The following is a 17,749-nucleotide window of genomic DNA, read 5'->3' on the forward strand; positions in this document are numbered from 1 at the left end:
GGATATTGTTTGATTTTTGTGCTTGCTCGTTTTTCGCACAAATTTAGTGGGGTTTTTACCCATCGGCGGGAAGGGCGGGTGAGCAGGGGAAAACCCCTTTGCAGTACGCAAAGGGGTTACGGCGATTAGTGGGTAGCTGTTGCCGGGTTGTGTTGACGGTGACGGGTCACAAAGCCCAGCACGAAGCACATGATGAATACCACTGCATACAGACCGTTAGCGGTATGCAGCGCCGCCAGCGGGCCGCTGTGCGCAACAATCGGGCCCGTGACCACGAAGGTCAGCATGGTGCCGATGGTGCCGCAGGTCAGCACGAAGTTCACCAGCTTTGGCGAGGCCACTTTGGTCTGAAGAGAGCCAAGGGTGATGATCGAGGTATAAATCGCGCTGGAGAAGAAGCCCAGGGTCAGGATGAACCACGGCATATGCTCCGGGGAACCGTTGATGAACAGATACATCAGCACGGTTGCCAGACCCGCCAGAACGGTCAGGATCCGTTGCAGGTCGAAGAAGCGCAGGATAAAGCTAAACGCCCACATGCCGAACATGTAAGACATCCAGAAATCGCTCACCAGTTTACCCGCGTCGTTCAGGCTCATGCCCAGACCTTTCGCGTATTCAGGAACCCAGGAGATAAAGCCCAGCTGGCCGAGGATGTAACACAGCGCGGCGATGGAGAGGAACAGTACGCCGATACCCCATTTTTCTTTCGCAACCGGCTCGGACGTAGTCTGCGCTTTTTTGCCCAGCACCGGGAACTCGCAGCCGAAGGTGAGAACAAAGATCGCGACATAAACCAGACCAATGCAGGCGTACACCCAGTACCACTCAATGCTGCGCGCCAGAAGATACGCGGCGACCATCGGGAAAATCATCCCGGCCATGCTGAAGAAGGAGTCGGTGAACAGCAGACGCGCGCCGCGCTGGCGGCCTTCATACATATGCGTAATCAGGAATGTACCGATCGACATGGTGATCCCGCTCACCAGACCCAGCACGAACATGGCGGCAGAGAAGAGGGCGATGCTGTGGCTCAGCATCAGGCCCGCCACGGCGGCAACCATCAGCACGAAGCCGAAACGCAGCTGCGTTTTCAGCGGCACGATTTCCATCAGCCAGGCATTAAGGAAAATAGAGATCAGGATCCCCGCGTTCAGGAAGGTGAAGGTATTACTCATGCTGGAAACGGGCAGCTGGAAGTAGTCTGCGATATTTCCCATCACCATCCCGGTGACGATCACCAACGCGCCGGTCAGGGCGTAAGAGAAGAAGCTGATCCATGTGAGCTTGATGCGATTGCTGTTAGTCATGTCTGGCCTGTTAAAAGTAAAGAAAAACGCAATGACTGCGTTTGAGCGGGCAGATTTTAGTCGCGAAAGTGATCTAATTAAATCTTTTCAGAAAATTTTGAGCACAATTGCAGGTTTTAACGTGATGCAGATCACATTACGTTGCGGGGTGAGCAATCGTTTGCGCGGTAATAATTGTTTCAATTTGGTAAAATTAGGTAAAAGACTGGTCTGGGTTCATACTGCTCTTTAGAATCAAGCCATTCGCTTTTTATACTGCGCTTTGTTAAGGAATTCTCATGCTCAAATCAACACTGGCGGCTGTCGCAGCTGTGTTTGCTCTTTCTGCCGTTTCCCCTGCTGCGCTGGCAGCCAAAGGAGACCCCCACGTCCTGCTGACTACCTCTGCGGGGAATATTGAGCTGGAGCTGGATAGCCAGAAAGCCCCTGTTTCGGTGAAAAACTTCCTCGACTACGTGAACAGTGGTTTTTATAACAACACCACGTTCCACCGCGTGATCCCGGGCTTTATGATTCAGGGTGGCGGTTTTAACGAGCAGATGCAGCAGAAACAGCCCAACCCGCCCATCAAAAATGAAGCAGACAACGGCCTGCTGAACAAGCGCGGCACCATCTCCATGGCGCGTACGGCGGACAAAGACAGCGCCACCAGCCAGTTCTTCCTCAACGTGGCTGATAACGCCTTCCTGGACCACGGTCAGCGCGACTTTGGCTACGCGGTGTTTGGCAAAGTGGTGAAAGGCATGGACGTTGCGGATAAGATCTCTCAGGTTCAGACTCACGATGTCGGTCCATACCAGAATGTGCCGACTAAGCCTGTCGTCATTCTCTCCGCGAAAGTGTTGCCATAATCGTTCTTCCACACGGGCATATCCTGCCCGTGTCTTTCCGCCCTCCCTGCGAAAGCGCGTTTTGCTGCTTATACTTGTGGCAAACGGACTATTCAGGGAGGCGTAGTGAAAAAACTCACCGACAAGCAAAAATCCCGTCTCTGGGAGCAACAACGTAAGGTCAATTTTCAGGCCAGCTGCCTCCTTGAAAAAGGTAAGGGTCCCGCTGAACCTGATATCGAGACGCTGGAACTGGGGCCTTCCGCACCGGGTTTACCCCATCTGTGTCTTATTCACCGCCATTTATTCCGCAACGAAATGAAAGGCGCGGGCGAGCTGCGCACCGCCGATATTTCTAAGGGCGACATTCCTTTTTGCCATTTCGAGTACATCGAGAAAGTGGGTAATGAGCTGATGGCTTCGCTGGAAAGTGATAAATATCTGGTGGGCCTTCAGAAAGAAGAGTTTACAGACAGAATCAGTCATTACTACTGTGAAATCAACATGCTACATCCGTTTATGAGCGGTAATGGCGTGGCCCAGCGGATCTTCTTTGAACAACTGGCTATTCATGCGGGCTATGTGCTGAACTGGCAGGGGATCGACCCGAACGACTGGGCAGCCGCCAATCAGAGCGGGGCAATGGGGGATTTGACAGCCCTGAACGCCATCTTTGCCAAAGTTGTGAGCGAAGCGCGGGAATCTGCGTAAAATAGGGCGGCCATTTTTTCAGGAGCCGCCATGATTCTGCTGATTGATAACTACGATTCCTTTACCTGGAACCTTTACCAGTATTTTTGTGAGCTGGGGGCAGAGGTGGTTGTCCGCCGTAACGATGAGATCGCGCTGGCTGACATTGACGCGCTGGCACCCCAGAAAATCGTGATTTCGCCGGGGCCGTGTACCCCTTCGGAGTCCGGTATCTCGCTGGAGGCGATCCGCCATTATGCGGGCAAACTGCCGATTCTGGGCGTCTGCCTGGGTCATCAGGCCATTGCGCAGGTCTTTGGCGCCACCATTGTCCGTGCCGCGAAAGTCATGCACGGCAAAACCTCTCCGGTCACGCACACCGGTACCGGCGTATTTCTGGGGCTAAACAATCCGTTAACCGTGACGCGCTACCATTCTCTGATCATTGATCCGCCGACCCTGCCGGCCTGCTTTGAGGTCACCGCCTGGAGCGAGACGCAGGAGATCATGGGCATTCGTCACCGTGAGTACGATCTGGAAGGCGTGCAGTTCCACCCGGAAAGCATTCTCAGCGAACAGGGGCACGCGCTGCTGGCCAATTTCCTTAATCGCTGAATATCTGTTGCCTTGTTGTGATTTTTTATGCATATTTTGTGATTATATTTTCACAATCAATGTGACATAAAAATGGATGGTCATGACATGGCAACTGAACAACCAGCAATTACCCGCGCGACATTCGATGAAGTGATCCTGCCGATTTATGCACCGGCTGAGTTTATCCCGGTGAAAGGGAGAGGCAGCCGCGTCTGGGATCAGCAGGGCAACGAGTATGTTGATTTCGCAGGCGGTATTGCGGTGACGGCGCTGGGCCATTGCCATCCTGCGCTGGTGGACGCGCTGAAAACGCAGGGCGAAACGCTGTGGCACACGAGCAACGTGTTCACCAACGAACCGGCGCTGCGTCTGGGGCGTAAGATCATCGATGCCACCTTCGCCGAACGCGTGCTGTTTATGAACTCCGGCACCGAAGCCAACGAAACCGCCTTTAAGCTGGCGCGCTACTACGCAACCACGCGTCATAGCCCGTACAAAACCAAAATCATCGCCTTCCATAACGCCTTCCACGGTCGCTCCTTCTTTACCGTTTCCGTTGGCGGCCAGCCGAAGTATTCCGACGGCTTTGGTCCGAAACCTGCGGATATCATCCACGTGCCGTTTAACGATCTCCACGCCGTTAAAGCGGTGATGGACGATCACACCTGTGCCGTGGTGGTCGAGCCCATTCAGGGGGAAGGCGGCGTCACGGCGGCCACCCCGGAATTTCTGCAAGGGCTGCGCGAGCTGTGCGACGAGCACCAGGCGCTGCTGGTGTTTGATGAAGTGCAGTGTGGGATGGGGCGTACCGGAGACCTGTTTGCTTATATGCACTACGGCGTAACGCCGGATATTTTGACCAGCGCGAAAGCGCTCGGCGGCGGTTTCCCGGTCAGTGCGGTGCTCACCACCCAGGATATCGCTTCCGCATTTCATGTGGGCTCACACGGCTCCACCTACGGCGGTAATCCGCTGGCGTGCGCCGTGGCGGGTGCGGCGTTCGACATCATTAATACGCCGGACGTCCTGAATGGCGTGAATGCGAAACGCGACCTGTTTGTGAAACATCTTCAGCAGATTGACGAACAGTTTGATGTCTTCAGCGACATCCGCGGGATGGGGCTGCTGATCGGCGCCGAACTGAAGCCGCAGTACAAAGGCCGCGCGCGCGATTTCCTGCACGCCGCCGCGCACGAAGGCGTCATGGTGCTCAACGCCGGGCCGGACGTGATGCGCTTTGCGCCATCGCTGGTGGTGGAAGACAAAGACATCGAAGACGGATTAACCCGTTTTGCCGCGGCGGTCGCGAAGATCGTCAGCGGCTAATACGCGGTTCGTTTTAACCGGCGCGTTAACCAAATCCCGTGATGCGGGCGCTGACGCCATGCCACCGACGAAATGGTGTGCATGGTGTTCAGGTGCCCGAGAACGCGCTGTAAATGCTGCTCAAGGGTGCTCATCGGCCCGTGGGTCAGCGTCTCCGGCGCTTCCAGAATATTCGAATCCCCTGACTCACCCGGCGCGTCATACTCCAGACGCTGCTGACAGCGCTGCAACGCAATTTCACACGACTGCAAATAGCGCTGCGCCAGGTCTGGCGTCAGCATCGTGTGTTCGCGCGCCAGCGTGGTCATGGCATTAATATGCTCGACGATAAACTGGCTGTGCGTGACCCACAGCTTCATGTCAGCCAGATAGTGCGCGTTAAAGCCCGGCTCCTGCATGGCCTGGTTAAGGGAGTTGAACAGGGCGTTATGCGCCTGGTTGACCTTCATGCGCTCGTAGGCCAGCGGAGAGGGCTGCGGGTCATCGCTCAGAATAAGACGAATGGCCTGCTGATCGGCTTCGAGCGCGTCGTGGGCGTTCTGCCTCAGCAACCCGCTTTGCCACTGCGGCCACAACCAGACCATGCCGCCAAAGGCGATCAGGCAGCCAATTAGCGTATCGACCAGCCGGGCAATAATAAACTGTTCCCCGTTAAGCGTGAGCAGTTGCAGGGTATACACCGCCGTGACCGTAAAGCCCACCATCGCCCAGCCGTAGTTTTTGCGGATGATCAGGTAGCTCACCAGCGTGATCGCCAGCATACCGGCCAGGGTATAGCCTTCCGGCACGTGAAAGTGCAGCGTCACGCCCGCGATAATCAGCCCCGCCATCGTACCGCCCGCCCGATGCAGAATGCGCACCCGCGTGGCGCCATAGCCGTTCTGGGTGACAAACAGCACGGTCATTAAGATCCAGTAGGGTTTCGGCAGGTGCAGGGCCATTCCCATCAGGCTGGCGATGCTCAGCATCACACTGATCCGCGCGGCATTGCGCAGGGCGGAAGATTTCAGTGATAGATAGCTTTTGAGCGCGGGCAGCAGCGGCAGCCGTTTTTGCTTATCGGCCATCAGGTCCCGGGCATAAAGCGGGCGCTGGGTGCGTAACACCCGGGCGATGCGGCTGAAATGCCAGGCAGCAAATTGCCCGACCGGGTTATCCGCGTGCTGACGCGCAATCTTTTCCAGCGCGCCGAGCTGTTTGTCCATGTTAAAGCGCGTCGGATAGCGGTGATAGAGGATATCGTCAGCCAGCACCCGCAGGCGCGCCGCGACGGTCTGCGCGTTCCAGCGGATCACCGCTTCCGCATGGCTGCGCTCCACCAGCTTTTGCACCTCTTCCGGATTATGAAGGCTGACGGAGATATGCTCCTGCAAATCCAGCCCGACCTGGAAGGTTCGCAGCAGCCGCTTGTATTCATGATTTTTGTTGGCGGCAAGCATGTGCAACTGCTGATAGCACTGGCTGATCAGATCCACCACTTTTTGCTGGCGCGCCAGCAGCGGCGGCAGGGATTTTTCCGGGTCGGTATGTTGAGTGAGCAGGGTGTATTTTGCTTCGCAGTATTCAGCAAGCTGCACGTAGAGCAGGCTCAGGGATTCGCGCAGCGGCTGTTCCCGCCACAGCCAGAACCAGAACCAGTTAAACAGCCCGTACCACAGCGTGCCGAGGGCGTAGATCAGCAATGGCTCCCACACCGGCATATTGCCCGCAAGGCTTAAGGTGAAGATGGCGGCAATCAGCGACGCGGGAAGCAGGCGGGCGTGCAGCGAGCTGATTTCGGCGGTGACGCCGAGCGTCATCGCCAGCACGGTCAGGATCAACGGCAGAGGAATGTCGCGGGCCAGTAAGAGTTGTACGGCAAGGCTACAGCCAGCAAACAGGCAGCCGCCAATAATCAGACGTTTAAAAAAGCGTTTATGCGGTGTATCCAGACCGGCAATGTTGCAGCAGGCGGGCACGAGGGAAAACAGCAGGCCTTGCTGAAGATGTCCGAGGATCAGGCCCACGGCCACGGGAAGACACAACACCAGCGTTTGTCGTAGTGCGTAGTTAACTTCCGGGTGATAGATCAGCCTGCGCCACATGAGGAGTAGAGACAAAAACGGCGTGCCACCCTGCGGCGGCACGCCGTTTGACCGAAATTAACGGGTTCCGTAGACCACGATAGTTTTACCGTGGGCAGAGATCAGGTTCTGGTCTTCCAGCATCTTCAGGATACGGCCCACTGTTTCACGGGAGCAGCCGACGATCTGACCGATTTCCTGACGGGTAATTTTAATTTGCATACCGTCAGGGTGGGTCATGGCGTCTGGCTGTTTCGCCAGGTTCAACAGCGTCTGCGCGATACGACCGGTCACGTCCAGGAAGGCGAGGTTACCCACCTTCTCAGAGGTCACTTGCAGACGGCGTGCCATCTGGGAAGAAAGACGCATCAGGATGTCAGGGTTGACCTGAATCAGCTGACGGAATTTCTTGTAAGAAATTTCAGCCACTTCACATGCTGTTTTTGCACGAACCCAGGCGCTACGTTCCTGGCCTTCTTCAAACAGGCCCAGTTCACCGATAAAATCGCCCTGGTTCAGATAAGAAAGGATCATCTCTTTCCCTTCTTCATCTTTGATCAGCACGGCCACCGAGCCTTTAACGATGTAATACAACGTTTCCGCTTTTTCACCCTGGTGAATCAGCGTGCTCTTTGATGGGTACTTATGAATGTGGCAATGAGACAAGAACCATTCGAGAGTCGGGTCTGTTTGCGGTTTGCCAAGCACCATGCGCTGTTATCCTCTGTTATAAGCTGTCACCAGAGTCATAAGATGCATCCGGACTCTGGGGTTGCAATCGAATTCTTACCCATACCTGGGAAGTCGGCTGTCGTAACGTTTCGCAGCCAGTAAAGTTTGATGTCCTCTGCATACATGTGTAACGTCAATGTATTACTGTAGCATCCAGAGTGTTTTAGCATAGCTTTCGCCGCGTGTCTCCTGGTGTCTCGCTTCAGCATGACGCAGGTCGCCTTCCGTTGCGAGAAATGTAACGTACACGTAATCTGTCATAAAAAATGCAACGTTGGAGTGAGTGAATATGCAAGCGCGTGTGAAATGGGTTGAAGGGTTAACGTTCCTGGGCGAGTCTGCTTCCGGGCACCAGGTTTTGATGGATGGCAACTCCGGCGATAAAGCGCCAAGCCCAATGGAAATGGTGCTGATGGCGGCAGGCGGATGCAGTGCGATCGACGTGGTGTCGATCCTGCAAAAAGGCCGTCATGACGTGACCGATTGTGAAGTGAAGCTGACGTCGGAACGTCGTGAAGAGGCGCCCCGCCTGTTCACGCATATTAATTTGCACTTTATCGTCACCGGCAAAGAACTGAAGGACGCAGCGGTCTCGCGTGCGGTTGACCTGTCTGCGGAAAAATACTGCTCTGTGGCGTTAATGCTGGAGAAAGCGGTAAAAATCACCCATTCGTATGAAGTGATCGCGGCTTAATTTTTGGCGGGTGGCGCTTCGCTGACCCGCCCTACAAAAGCACGCCCGTAGGCCCGGTAAGCGCAGCGCCACCGGGCAAAACAATTCACGCGATCTGCTTTCCTTCCATCAGCCGCTGCACCAGCGGTGTCATGATCAGCTCCATTGCCAGCCCCATTTTTCCGCCCGGTACCACTAACGTATTCATGTGCGAAATAAACGAACCCTGTAGCATCGCCAGCAGCCAGGGATAATCAATGCCTTCCAGGTTGCGGAAGTGGATCACCACAAAGCTCTCGTCCAGCGACGGGATGCTTTTTGCAGCGAACGGGTTAGAGGTGTCCACGGTGGGGACGCGCTGGAAGTTAATGTGGGTTCGGGAGAACTGCGGCGTCAGGAAGTTGATGTAATCTTCCATGGAGCGCACCACCGAGTCCATGACCGCCTCTCGCGAATGGCCGCGCTCGCTCATGTCACGCGTCAGCTTCTGGATCCACTCAAGGTTAACAATCGGCACCACCCCCACCAGCAAATCCACGTGGCGCGCCACGTCGTGCTGAGGCGTCACCACGCCGCCGTGCAATCCTTCGTAAAACAGCACGTCAGTCGGTTCCGGCAGCGGCTGCCAGGGCGTGAACGTGCCGGGGACCTGGTTCCAGGGCACGGCTTCATCGTAGGTGTGGAGATACTTGCGGGACTGCCCGGTACCGCTTTGCCCGTATTCACGGAAGGTTTGCTCCAGCAGGCCGAAGTCATTGGCCTCCGGGCCGAAGTAGCTGATGTGTTTACCCAGATCGCGCGCCTTGCGGATGGCCATATCCATCTCCGGGCGCGTGTAGCGGTGAAAGCTGTCGCCTTCTACCTCTGCCGCCCGTAAGTTAAGCTGGGCGAAGATCTTGCGGAAGGCGAGGCTGGTGGTAGTGGTTCCCGCCCCACTCGAACCCGTAACGGCAATAACCGGATGTCTGGCAGACATAGCAACTCCCTGACTGGAAAAGTGTAAAGATCAGCCGTGAAACGCGTTGCGGGGCATGATATTGACCGTCTCATGCAGTTCGGACCATACCAGCACCACGTCGCCGCTTTTAAGCTGGCGCTTAACATCGTTGACCTTTTGTTCAAGCGAACGTTCATGTTCACCATAATCGGTGCCTTCGCGCAAGACAAAGCTTTCAATCAGATTATCGAGCGTGTCGGGAGAGAGATCCTGCCAGGGAATAATCATTATTTACCGTCCAGATAAGCCGTTAACCAGTCGGGAATACGCGTCTCAAGCCACATTTTTGGCCGACGCAGCGTGCCGCCGACAAAGCCGACGTGTCCCCCGAATTGGGTGAGCTGATACTCCACGTTGGCCGGCAGATGATCGGGCGCCGGAATCGAGTGATGATCCATAAACGGATCATCTTTGGCGTGGATAATCAGCGTAGGTTTCGTGATTTGGTTCAGTAAAGGCATGGCGCTGCACTGACGGTAATAGTCAATCGCATCGGCAAAGCCGTGAATTTTCGAGGTGATCAAATCATCAAACTCGCGCAGGCGCTTCACGCGTTTGAGCTGTTGCAGCGTCACAGGCAGCGTATCCGGATAGGCCTTCAGCTTGCGCGCGGCGTTGGCTTTCAGCAGGTTGAGCAGGTAGCGCTGGTACACTCGCGAAAACCCCTTTTCCATATGATAGCTGCACTGCTCCAGCATAAAGGGCGCAGAGACGATCACCGCCGCATCCAGCGGTACGGCGTCGCTCTCCTTCGCCAGCAGGCAGGCCAGCATATTGCCGCCCAGCGAATACCCCACCGCTGCCGTTGGCGCCTCGCCGAAATTGTCTCTTAGCCAGCGCAGGAACCAGGTACCGTCCTCGGTTTCACCCGAGTGATAAATACGTTTCTGACGATTAGGCTCGCCGCTGCATCCGCGAAAATGCATCACTACCCCAAGCCAGCCGCGGGCTTTCGCCGCCTCAATGAGACCGTGTGCGTAAGGGCTGTGCAGGCTGCCTTCCAGACCGTGAAACACCACCAGACGGGGTTTATGTCTGGCCCGATCCGGATCTTCGCTCCAGGCGAGATCCAAAAAATCGCCGTCCGGCAAATCCAGCCGTTGCCAGTGCGGGGTGAACTGTACCTTGCGGCGGATCAGGCGCGGCAGCATGGTTTGCAGGTGAGGGTTAGCCACACCGCGCATGGGCACGAACTCTGCGCTCTCTTCGGCTGCAATGTCGAAGTCTGAGGGAATGATTTGGGTCATAAGGGCGATGCTGATTCTTGTCAGAAATTAACTATACCTTCCGAATTGTACCCCGTTTAGCCCGTTTTTCCGAAACATGAACTGATCCCGATCACAAATATTTACCTTGATTATTACTCTCAGGCTAATGATTTGGCTCTACGCTTAATTGATGCCTTTCTCACCAGAGCGCACACTTTACTCAACGTTAAGCAAATCAGAATGATGTGCTGAATCAGGAGGTTAATAATGTTATCTGGGCAAACACCCACCCGGCAATGGAACACCCGACGCAGTGAGAAAGCGCGTCGTCTGGCGTCCGTACCGGTGCAGGGCAAGGTACTGCCAACCGGCGATCTTGTCGCCATGCTGGAAAAACTGATCGCACCAGGCGACAAAGTCGTTCTGGAAGGCAACAACCAGAAGCAGGCGGATTTCCTTTCCCGTTCACTGGCGGAAGTGAACCCGCAAATCGTGCACGATCTGCATATGATCATGCCGAGCGTGGGCCGCAGCGAACATCTGGACATCTTTGAGAAAGGCATCGCCCGCAAGCTGGACTTCTCCTTCTCCGGTACGCAAAGCCTGCGAATCTCCCAATTGCTGGAGGATGGTCAGCTCGAAATCGGGGCGATTCACACCTACATCGAACTCTACTCACGTTTATACGTCGACCTATCGCCAAACGTGGCGCTGATTGCCGGTTTTAAAGCGGACCGCAAAGGCAACCTTTATACCGGGGCGAGTACCGAAGATACTCCGGCGCTGGTGGAAGCCGCCGCGTTCCATGACGGCATCGTCATCGCGCAGGTGAACGAGCTGGTGGACGACGAGTGCGACCTGCCGCGTGTGGATATTCCGGGCTCGTGGATTGATTTTGTGGTGGTTGCCGATAAGCCGTTCTTTATCGAACCGCTCTTCACCCGTGACCCGCGCCTGATCAAACAGGAACATATCCTGATGGCGATGATGGCGATTAAAGGCATCTACGCTGAACACCAGGTGCAGTCCCTGAACCACGGGATTGGCTTTAACACCGCAGCGATCGAGCTGCTGCTGCCAACCTACGGCGAACAGCTCGGACTCAAAGGCAAAATCTGTAAACACTGGACCCTGAACCCGCATCCAACGCTGATCCCGGCCATCGAAAGCGGCTGGGTGGAGAGCGTCCACTGCTTCGGCGGCGAGCTGGGAATGGAAGAGTACATCCGCGCCCGTCCTGACGTGTTCTTTACCGGTGCCGACGGCTCCATGCGCTCTAACCGCGCCTTCTGTCAGCTGGCAGGTCAGTACGCGGTCGATATGTTTATCGGCTCCACGCTACAGGTCGACGGTTACGCTAACTCCTCAACCGTGACCCGCGGCCGTCTTTCCGGCTTCGGCGGCGCGCCAAACATGGGCCACGATCCGCACGGTCGTCGCCACGCCACACCGGCCTGGCTGAACATGATCACCGAGCCTGACCCGATGCAGCGCGGTAAAAAGCTGGTCGTGCAGATGGTGGAAACCTTCCAGGCGGGCGTGAAGCCAACCTTCGTGGAAAAACTCGACGCCGTTGAGGTCGCGAAAGCCTCTGGTATGCCGCTGGCGCCGGTCATGATTTACGGCGATGACGTCACCCACGTGCTGACGGAAGAGGGGATTGCTTACCTCTACCGGGCGAAAGATCTGGAAGAGCGTCGCGCCATGGTCGCCGCCGTGGCGGGTATCACCGATATCGGTCTGGGCGTTGACGCCAAACGCGTGGCGGAACTGCGCCAGAGCGGCAAGGTTGTGTATCCGGAAGATATGGGCATTCGCCGCACCGATGCCACCCGTTCGCTGCTGGCGGCCGGTAGCGTCGCGGACCTGGTGGAATGGTCCGGCGGTCTTTACAACCCACCTGCGAAATTCCGGAGCTGGTAATGAAACTTCTGCCCCAGATCCAGGTTGAAGGCGGTGCCGAATGGCTGGCGCGAACCGCCACGCAGTGTCTGATTGACGAAGCACGTTTAAGCCCGAAGCCCGGTCTGGTGGACAGCCGGGGGAACGGCGCGCACCACGATTTATCGCTTGCGCTGATGGAGCGCTCCGCTCACAGCCTGACCCCCACGTTTCAGGCGCTGGCGCAGCAGAGCTGGCAGCGTCCGGCGGATATTGCCCTCAGGCAAACCGTTGGCCGCCTGGGTCGCGAAGGTGAACGGCAGATGATGGCCGCTACCGACGGCGTGAACACGCACCGTGGCGCGATCTGGGCGCTGGGATTGCTGGTGAGCGCGGTGGCGATGCTGGGCGGCGATGCCAGGGCGCAAACCGTCGCGAACACCGCCGCTCAGCTGGCGAAGCTGCCGGATGACGCGGCGCCGAAAGTGTTCAGCAAGGGGTTACGCGTCACGCACCGCTACCGTGTGCCGGGCGCGCGTGAAGAGGCTCAGCAGGCGTTTCCGCACATCATGCAACGCGCGCTGCCGCAGCTTCGCCTCAGCCGTCTCAACGGCAGCAGCGAAACGCAGGCCAGACTCGACGCGCTGATGGCGATCATGACCTCGCTCACCGACACCTGCGTGCTGTCGCGCGCCGGCATGGAGGGGCTGGACGCCATGCAGAACGGCGCCCGTGCGGTGCTGAACGCCGGAGGATGCGCAACCCTCGCGGGGCAGCAGGCGCTGGCGCGGTTAGACCGTCAGATGCTGGCGCTTAACGCCTCGCCGGGCGGAGCCGCAGACCTGCTTGCCGCCACGCTGTTTCTTGACCGCGCCGAAACGCCCTATTCAAAGCATTAAGAGGATGTTATGGAAAAAATCACATTGACCGTGCCCGCCAGCCGCGAAGTAAGCGGCAGGGCGCTGGCAGGGGTCGTCGGTTCCGGGGATATGGAGGTGCTTTTCACCGCCGAACCGGGCCAGACCTTAACCATTGATATCACCACCTCCGTCGACAACAGCCGCGGGCGCTGGGAGGCATTGTTCAACCGCCTGCAAACCGTCAGCAGCCTGCCCGCAGGTAAGCTGACCATCCACGACTTCGGCGCGACGCCGGGCGTGGCACGCATTCGTATCGAACAGGTTTTTGAAGGGGTGAACCATGCGTGATGACAGCAGCTTTATCGAATTAAAAGCGCGCCAGCGTGCGCAGGCGCTGCTCGACGACGGCAGCTACCGCGAACTGCTGGATCCGTTTGAAGGCATTATCTCTCCGTGGCTTGGGCCACAGGGGATTGTTCCTCAGGCCGATGACGGCATGGTGGTCGCGAAAGGGACCATCAACGGCCAGCCTGCGGTGGTGGTGGCGATTGAAGGCACCTTCCAGGGCGGCAGCATGGGCGAAGTGTCCGGCGCCAAAATGGCGGCGGCGCTGGAGCTGGCGGCGGAAGATAACCGCAACGGCATTCCGACTCAGGCGGTGCTGTGCCTCGAAACCGGCGGCGTACGTTTGCAGGAAGCCAACCTCGGCCTGGCGGCGATTGCCGATATCCACGCCGCGATCGTTGACCTGCGTCGCTATACCCCGGTCGTCGGGATTGTCGCCGGGACCGTGGGCTGCTTCGGTGGGATGTCTATCGCCGCGGCGCTGTGCAGCTACCTGATTGTGACCCGCGAAGCGCGGCTCGGCCTCAACGGTCCGCAGGTTATCGAGCAGGAAGCGGGCATTGAAGAGTATGACTCCCGCGACCGTCCGTTTATCTGGAGCATGACCGGCGGCGAAGTACGCTTTGAAAGCGGGCTGGTGGACGCGCTGGTGGGCGACGGCGTGAACGCGGTGAAAGCCGCGATGAACGACGCCATCGCCAAAGGCGTACCGGCGAAACATCGCACCGATAACTACGACGATTACCTGAACCGTCTGACGAATTTCGACACCCGCAAACAGGCCGATGCCGAACAGATTAAAGCGCTTTTTGCCCGGGAGGTGAAATGATGACTAACGCAATTAGCCGTGGCGAACTCTGGCTGGAAACTCTGGCCCCGAACGCGAAACGTCTGGAGGGGTTATGCCCGTCCGTGCAGGCCGCAGACGGCGAGCTAAACGGTGAAACGGTGCGTTTTGTCGCCGTGGTGCCGGACGCCAACAACCACTTCCCGCGCGCGGCGCAGGGTGAAGTCGGCCTGCTGGAAGGATGGACGCTGGCAAAAGTAGTCAGCGAAACCGTCGCCGCCGACGCAGACAAAGCCGTGAAGCGCCCGATTGTGGCGGTAATCGACGTCCCAAGCCAGGCCTATGGCCGTCGCGAAGAGGCGTTTGGTATCCACCAGGCGCTGGCCGGCGCCGCTGCCGCCTACGCTAATGCGCGGCTGGCGGGTCATCCGGTGATTGGTCTTATCGTCGGTAAGGCCATGTCCGGCGCGTTTCTGGCGCACGGCTACCAGGCTAACCGTCTGATTGCCTTCAACGATAAAGGCGTGCTGATCCATGCCATGGGCAAAGAGTCTGCGGCGCGCATTACGCTGCGTACCGTTGAGGCGCTGGAAAAACTGGCTGCAACCATTCCGCCAATGGCGTATGACATCAGCAACTACGCCACGCTGGGGCTGCTTTCCGACCTGCTGGATATCAGCAATCCGGATGCCCCTACCGAAAGCGATCTGACGCGGGTGAAAACCACCCTGCAACAGGCCATCAGCGACGCTCGTCAGGACACCACGTTGAAAAAACGTCTGGGTGCTGACAACCGCCGCAGCTCGGCGCTCGTACGTGAACGTATGCGAGCCAGCTGGTAAGTAAAAAGAGACCTGCCAGATGCATCACCCCGTGGGCGCGCCCGTTGCGTCCACGCGGGAACCTGCATCCTGAAAATAATAAACATCGCGCCAGTGCTTAAACTTTTTTACTACAGGTGATTTATGACTTACGTAATTGTTCATGCTCTTGCACCGATTTTCGTCATCATGCTGCTGGGATTCTGGGCCGGTAAGGCAAAGATGGTCGATAACAAAAATGTTTCCCTGCTGAATATCTTCGTGATGGATTTTGCACTCCCGGCTGCGCTGTTCAGCGCCACCGTGCAAACCCCGTGGACCGGCATCGTGGCGCAGTCGCCGCTGATCCTGGTGCTCACCCTGGCGATGTGGATCACCTATGCGGTCATCTACTTCCTCGCGACGAAAGTGTTTAAAAAATCCCCGCAGGATGCGGCCGTGCTGACGCTTACCGTCGCCCTGCCAAACTACGCGGCGCTTGGCCTGCCGATTCTGGGCAGCGTGCTGGGCGAAGGCCCTTCAACCTCACTGTCCGTGGCGGTCTCCATCGCCTGTGGTTCAGTGTTGATGACCCCGTTCTGCCTGCTGATTCTGGAGCGTGAGAAAGCCCGCGCCGAAGGCAATAACTCGGGTTCAACGCTTTCCATGCTGCCGGTGCTGATGTGGCGTTCCATTAAAAAACCGATCGTGATGGGCCCGCTGCTGGGTGTGATCCTGTCCGCTATCGGCATCAAAATGCCGGAGCTGGTACTGGCGGCGATTAAACCGCTGGGACTGTCTGCGACCGCTGCGGCGCTGTTCCTGACCGGGGTGATCCTCTCCGCGCGTAAACTTCAGATCAACACCATGGTGATCACTTCCACTATCGCCAAGCTGCTGATCCAGCCAGCGATCGCCTGGGGTATCGTTTTAATCTTCGGTCTGCACGGCTCCGTGGCGATCACCGCCATCCTGATGATTGCGCTGTCCGCGGGCTTCTTTGGCGTGGTGTTCGGTAACCGCTTTGGCGTGCAGTCGCCGGATGCTGAAGCCGTGCTGCTGTTGAGCTCCGTACTGTGTATCCTGTCGCTGCCGCTGTTTATCTCGCTGACTTCAGGAATGTAATCATGACCACAACATTACGCCCACACGACCTCATCTGGCTTACCGCGCGCGACGCCCTGGAAGGGGTTACCGAATCCTGGGTGGACGCGGCCTGGCATACCGGACTACCGGTAGTGGTGCGGCGTGATGTTGATAATGAAGGCCGTATTCCCGTTGGCGTGCGCGGATTGCGCCGCGACCAGCGGGCGGGCGGATGGGTGAAGCCTGAGAACGTGTTGCGCGTGGTGTCGCCCGAAGATTTGAGCGTTGCCGCCGACCTGCTGCGTTCGCCGTTTATCACTCAGCCGCCGGTTCAGGTGGCGCTTCAGCTTGCGCAGCAGTCGTGGACGTGGACGTGGGGGATAACCGGCAGTACGGGTTACGCGCTGGCGACCGGCATTCCGGTGATCCACGCCGACAGCGATCTCGATCTGCTCATCCGCGCCCCGTGTGCCGTTTCCCCTGAGGCGTTTACTGGCTGGCAGGCTCAGCTCAGCCGTGCGTTGTGCCGGGCGGATACGCAGGTGGACACGCCCGAGGGCGGATTCGCGCTGGCGGAATGGTTACGCGACGGCAAAACGCTGCTAAAAACGCAATGTGGACCGCGCCTGGTGGCGGATCCATGGCACAGGGAGGAGTAATGAAAATACTGTTTACCTTTCCGGGGCAGGGCACACAGCATGAAGGTATGCTGCAAAACCTGCCGGGAACGGAGCTGGAGCAGGCCCGTGCTGTGCTGGGGGCGGAAGTCGATACCCTGGACAGCGCATGCTCGTTAACCCACACCCGTGCGGTTCAGCTTTCGCTGTTGATTGCCGGCGTGGCGTGGGCGCGCGAGCTGGAACGTCGCGGCGTGTCGCCGGATATCGTCAGCGGGCTGTCCATTGGCGCTTATCCTGCGGCGGTTATCGCCGGTGCGCTGGACTTTACGGACGCGCTGAAGCTGGTGGCGTTGCGCGGCGATCTGATGGAGCAGGCTTACCCGCACGGTTACGGCCTGACGGCGATTATGGGGTTGACCCTGCCCCAGGTGGAAAACCTGATTCAGGGGACAGGAACCTATATTGCTAACCTGAACGCCGAAACGCAGATCGTGATTGCCGGAACCGATGACGGCATGGCGCAGGTGGCGGAGCGCGCCCTGGCAAAAGGCGCGAGCAAGGCTAAGCGGCTGGCGGTGAGCGTACCGTCGCACTGTGAACTGCTGGCGGAACCGGCGCAGAAGCTGGTGGCAGCATTTAATTCGGTCACGCTTTCACGTCCGCGCTGTGCGTACCTGAGCGGCAGTACCGGACGCGTGCTCTGGCAGCCGGAGAAAATTGCCGACGATCTGGCGATGAATATGGCGCGAACCGTGCGCTGGCAGGAGGCGGTGATTTCCGCTAACGAGCGTGAAGCGCGGCTGGCGATTGAGATGCCGCCAGGGGGCATCCTGACCTGTCTGACGCGGCAGGCGGCGTGGGAAGGCGAATCCATTTCGCTGGAGCGCAGCGGGGTGGACGTGGCGGTGCATCTGGCGGGTCGGCTTCGTGCATGAGTTTTTAGC

At 57.8% G+C, this 17,749-nt stretch carries 19 protein-coding genes; 13 read left to right on the forward strand and 6 right to left on the reverse strand.

Annotation, left to right across the window (positions count from 1 at the left end):
* Window positions 1-125: 125 nt before the first annotated feature.
* Window positions 126-1,310 carry an MFS transporter TsgA gene (gene tsgA, locus ACJTMZ_RS18105; protein WP_015571426.1) on the reverse strand — a complete coding sequence of 395 codons (1,185 nt, stop codon included), beginning with the start codon at window positions 1,308-1,310 and terminating at the stop codon, window positions 126-128.
* Between the two features lie 278 nt (window positions 1,311-1,588).
* On the opposite strand from tsgA, the gene ppiA reads away from it, so the two are divergent.
* The 4 genes from ppiA to ACJTMZ_RS18125 all read left to right on the forward strand — a co-directional run bounded on the left by ppiA (window position 1,589) and on the right by ACJTMZ_RS18125 (window position 4,753).
* Window positions 1,589-2,161 (forward strand): peptidylprolyl isomerase A, encoded by a 573-nt coding sequence (gene ppiA / locus ACJTMZ_RS18110; protein WP_003861649.1) that lies wholly within the window; start codon window positions 1,589-1,591, stop codon window positions 2,159-2,161.
* Window positions 2,162-2,266: 105 nt separating this feature from the next.
* The gene (locus ACJTMZ_RS18115) at window positions 2,267-2,851 is read left to right on the forward strand and encodes a putative adenosine monophosphate-protein transferase Fic (RefSeq protein WP_026080671.1); all 585 of its coding nucleotides are present in this window, start codon (window positions 2,267-2,269) and stop codon (window positions 2,849-2,851) included.
* 30 nt (window positions 2,852-2,881) lie between these two features.
* Window positions 2,882-3,445 carry an aminodeoxychorismate synthase component 2 gene (gene pabA, locus ACJTMZ_RS18120; RefSeq protein ID WP_017384162.1) on the forward strand — a complete coding sequence of 188 codons (564 nt, stop codon included), beginning with the start codon at window positions 2,882-2,884 and terminating at the stop codon, window positions 3,443-3,445.
* Between the two features lie 87 nt (window positions 3,446-3,532).
* The gene (locus ACJTMZ_RS18125; RefSeq protein WP_195765002.1) at window positions 3,533-4,753 is read left to right on the forward strand and encodes an aspartate aminotransferase family protein; all 1,221 of its coding nucleotides are present in this window, start codon (window positions 3,533-3,535) and stop codon (window positions 4,751-4,753) included.
* Here ACJTMZ_RS18125 and ACJTMZ_RS18130 read toward each other — a convergent pair.
* Both ACJTMZ_RS18130 and crp read right to left on the reverse strand, forming a co-directional pair.
* Complete coding sequence (locus ACJTMZ_RS18130; RefSeq protein WP_006812214.1) at window positions 4,750-6,837, reverse strand: YccS/YhfK family putative transporter; 2,088 nt, start codon at window positions 6,835-6,837, stop codon at window positions 4,750-4,752. The two genes, ACJTMZ_RS18125 and ACJTMZ_RS18130, sit on opposite strands and share 4 nt — an antisense overlap.
* Window positions 6,838-6,894: 57 nt before the next feature.
* Window positions 6,895-7,527 carry a cAMP-activated global transcriptional regulator CRP gene (gene crp / locus ACJTMZ_RS18135; protein ID WP_000242758.1) on the reverse strand — a complete coding sequence of 211 codons (633 nt, stop codon included), beginning with the start codon at window positions 7,525-7,527 and terminating at the stop codon, window positions 6,895-6,897.
* A 310-nt stretch (window positions 7,528-7,837) separates the two neighbouring features.
* On the opposite strand from crp, the gene ACJTMZ_RS18140 reads away from it, so the two are divergent.
* Window positions 7,838-8,242: an OsmC family protein gene (locus ACJTMZ_RS18140; protein ID WP_015571423.1), complete on the forward strand. Its 405-nt coding sequence runs from the start codon at window positions 7,838-7,840 to the stop codon at window positions 8,240-8,242.
* Between the two features lie 85 nt (window positions 8,243-8,327).
* Here ACJTMZ_RS18140 and ACJTMZ_RS18145 read toward each other — a convergent pair whose 3' ends face one another.
* From ACJTMZ_RS18145 to ACJTMZ_RS18155, 3 genes are read right to left on the reverse strand one after another with little or no spacing between them, the layout of a single operon-like run.
* On the reverse strand, window positions 8,328-9,197 hold the full coding sequence (locus ACJTMZ_RS18145; protein ID WP_003861663.1) for a phosphoribulokinase: 870 nt from the start codon (window positions 9,195-9,197) through the stop codon (window positions 8,328-8,330).
* A 30-nt stretch (window positions 9,198-9,227) separates the two neighbouring features.
* Window positions 9,228-9,446 (reverse strand): YheU family protein, encoded by a 219-nt coding sequence (locus tag ACJTMZ_RS18150; protein ID WP_014171926.1) that lies wholly within the window; start codon window positions 9,444-9,446, stop codon window positions 9,228-9,230.
* Window positions 9,446-10,465, reverse strand: a complete 1,020-nt coding sequence (locus ACJTMZ_RS18155) for a hydrolase (RefSeq protein WP_017693875.1) — start codon at window positions 10,463-10,465, stop codon at window positions 9,446-9,448. The genes ACJTMZ_RS18150 and ACJTMZ_RS18155 overlap by 1 nt, the downstream gene beginning before the upstream one ends.
* 228 nt (window positions 10,466-10,693) lie before the next feature.
* Here ACJTMZ_RS18155 and mdcA point away from each other — a divergent pair, with 228 nt between their 5' ends.
* The 8 genes from mdcA to mdcH all read left to right on the forward strand — a co-directional run bounded on the left by mdcA (window position 10,694) and on the right by mdcH (window position 17,740).
* Window positions 10,694-12,349, forward strand: a complete 1,656-nt coding sequence (gene mdcA, locus ACJTMZ_RS18160) for a malonate decarboxylase subunit alpha (protein WP_015571421.1) — start codon at window positions 10,694-10,696, stop codon at window positions 12,347-12,349.
* The gene (locus ACJTMZ_RS18165; RefSeq protein ID WP_017384166.1) at window positions 12,349-13,206 is read left to right on the forward strand and encodes a triphosphoribosyl-dephospho-CoA synthase; all 858 of its coding nucleotides are present in this window, start codon (window positions 12,349-12,351) and stop codon (window positions 13,204-13,206) included. Before mdcA ends, ACJTMZ_RS18165 begins: the two co-directional genes overlap by 1 nt.
* Before the next feature lie 9 nt (window positions 13,207-13,215).
* On the forward strand, window positions 13,216-13,515 hold the full coding sequence (gene mdcC, locus ACJTMZ_RS18170; protein ID WP_000411786.1) for a malonate decarboxylase acyl carrier protein: 300 nt from the start codon (window positions 13,216-13,218) through the stop codon (window positions 13,513-13,515).
* Window positions 13,508-14,341, forward strand: a complete 834-nt coding sequence (locus ACJTMZ_RS18175; protein ID WP_032669055.1) for a biotin-independent malonate decarboxylase subunit beta — start codon at window positions 13,508-13,510, stop codon at window positions 14,339-14,341. The genes mdcC and ACJTMZ_RS18175 overlap by 8 nt, the downstream gene beginning before the upstream one ends.
* Window positions 14,341-15,141 carry a biotin-independent malonate decarboxylase subunit gamma gene (gene mdcE, locus ACJTMZ_RS18180; RefSeq protein ID WP_134690575.1) on the forward strand — a complete coding sequence of 267 codons (801 nt, stop codon included), beginning with the start codon at window positions 14,341-14,343 and terminating at the stop codon, window positions 15,139-15,141. The genes ACJTMZ_RS18175 and mdcE overlap by 1 nt, the downstream gene beginning before the upstream one ends.
* Window positions 15,142-15,264: 123 nt before the next feature.
* The gene (locus tag ACJTMZ_RS18185) at window positions 15,265-16,224 is read left to right on the forward strand and encodes an AEC family transporter (RefSeq protein ID WP_000222846.1); all 960 of its coding nucleotides are present in this window, start codon (window positions 15,265-15,267) and stop codon (window positions 16,222-16,224) included.
* A gap of 2 nt (window positions 16,225-16,226) precedes the next feature.
* Window positions 16,227-16,844, forward strand: a complete 618-nt coding sequence (locus ACJTMZ_RS18190) for a malonate decarboxylase holo-ACP synthase (protein ID WP_049134977.1) — start codon at window positions 16,227-16,229, stop codon at window positions 16,842-16,844.
* Window positions 16,844-17,740 carry a malonate decarboxylase subunit epsilon gene (mdcH, locus tag ACJTMZ_RS18195; RefSeq protein ID WP_032649703.1) on the forward strand — a complete coding sequence of 299 codons (897 nt, stop codon included), beginning with the start codon at window positions 16,844-16,846 and terminating at the stop codon, window positions 17,738-17,740. Before ACJTMZ_RS18190 ends, mdcH begins: the two co-directional genes overlap by 1 nt.
* The last annotated feature ends 9 nt before the right edge of the window (window positions 17,741-17,749 follow it).

The organism is Enterobacter sp. DN (genome assembly GCF_046054285.1).
In the GTDB taxonomy this organism is placed as follows: domain Bacteria; phylum Pseudomonadota; class Gammaproteobacteria; order Enterobacterales; family Enterobacteriaceae; genus Enterobacter; species Enterobacter hormaechei_C.

Coding starts and splice junctions, on each gene's coding strand:
- ACJTMZ_RS18185 (WP_000222846.1), top strand. CDS start 15,265: ATGACTTACGTAATTGTTCATGCTCTTGCACCGATTTTCGTCATCATG.
- pabA (WP_017384162.1), top strand. CDS start 2,882: ATGATTCTGCTGATTGATAACTACGATTCCTTTACCTGGAACCTTTAC.
- ACJTMZ_RS18165 (WP_017384166.1), top strand. CDS start 12,349: ATGAAACTTCTGCCCCAGATCCAGGTTGAAGGCGGTGCCGAATGGCTG.
- mdcH (WP_032649703.1), top strand. CDS start 16,844: ATGAAAATACTGTTTACCTTTCCGGGGCAGGGCACACAGCATGAAGGT.
- mdcE (WP_134690575.1), top strand. CDS start 14,341: ATGACTAACGCAATTAGCCGTGGCGAACTCTGGCTGGAAACTCTGGCC.
- mdcC (WP_000411786.1), top strand. CDS start 13,216: ATGGAAAAAATCACATTGACCGTGCCCGCCAGCCGCGAAGTAAGCGGC.
- ACJTMZ_RS18150 (WP_014171926.1), bottom strand. CDS start 9,446: ATGATTATTCCCTGGCAGGATCTCTCTCCCGACACGCTCGATAATCTG.
- ACJTMZ_RS18175 (WP_032669055.1), top strand. CDS start 13,508: ATGCGTGATGACAGCAGCTTTATCGAATTAAAAGCGCGCCAGCGTGCG.
- ACJTMZ_RS18125 (WP_195765002.1), top strand. CDS start 3,533: ATGGCAACTGAACAACCAGCAATTACCCGCGCGACATTCGATGAAGTG.
- ACJTMZ_RS18155 (WP_017693875.1), bottom strand. CDS start 10,465: ATGACCCAAATCATTCCCTCAGACTTCGACATTGCAGCCGAAGAGAGC.
- ppiA (WP_003861649.1), top strand. CDS start 1,589: ATGCTCAAATCAACACTGGCGGCTGTCGCAGCTGTGTTTGCTCTTTCT.
- ACJTMZ_RS18130 (WP_006812214.1), bottom strand. CDS start 6,837: ATGTGGCGCAGGCTGATCTATCACCCGGAAGTTAACTACGCACTACGA.
- ACJTMZ_RS18145 (WP_003861663.1), bottom strand. CDS start 9,197: ATGTCTGCCAGACATCCGGTTATTGCCGTTACGGGTTCGAGTGGGGCG.
- ACJTMZ_RS18140 (WP_015571423.1), top strand. CDS start 7,838: ATGCAAGCGCGTGTGAAATGGGTTGAAGGGTTAACGTTCCTGGGCGAG.
- crp (WP_000242758.1), bottom strand. CDS start 7,527: ATGGTGCTTGGCAAACCGCAAACAGACCCGACTCTCGAATGGTTCTTG.
- mdcA (WP_015571421.1), top strand. CDS start 10,694: ATGTTATCTGGGCAAACACCCACCCGGCAATGGAACACCCGACGCAGT.
- ACJTMZ_RS18190 (WP_049134977.1), top strand. CDS start 16,227: ATGACCACAACATTACGCCCACACGACCTCATCTGGCTTACCGCGCGC.
- tsgA (WP_015571426.1), bottom strand. CDS start 1,310: ATGACTAACAGCAATCGCATCAAGCTCACATGGATCAGCTTCTTCTCT.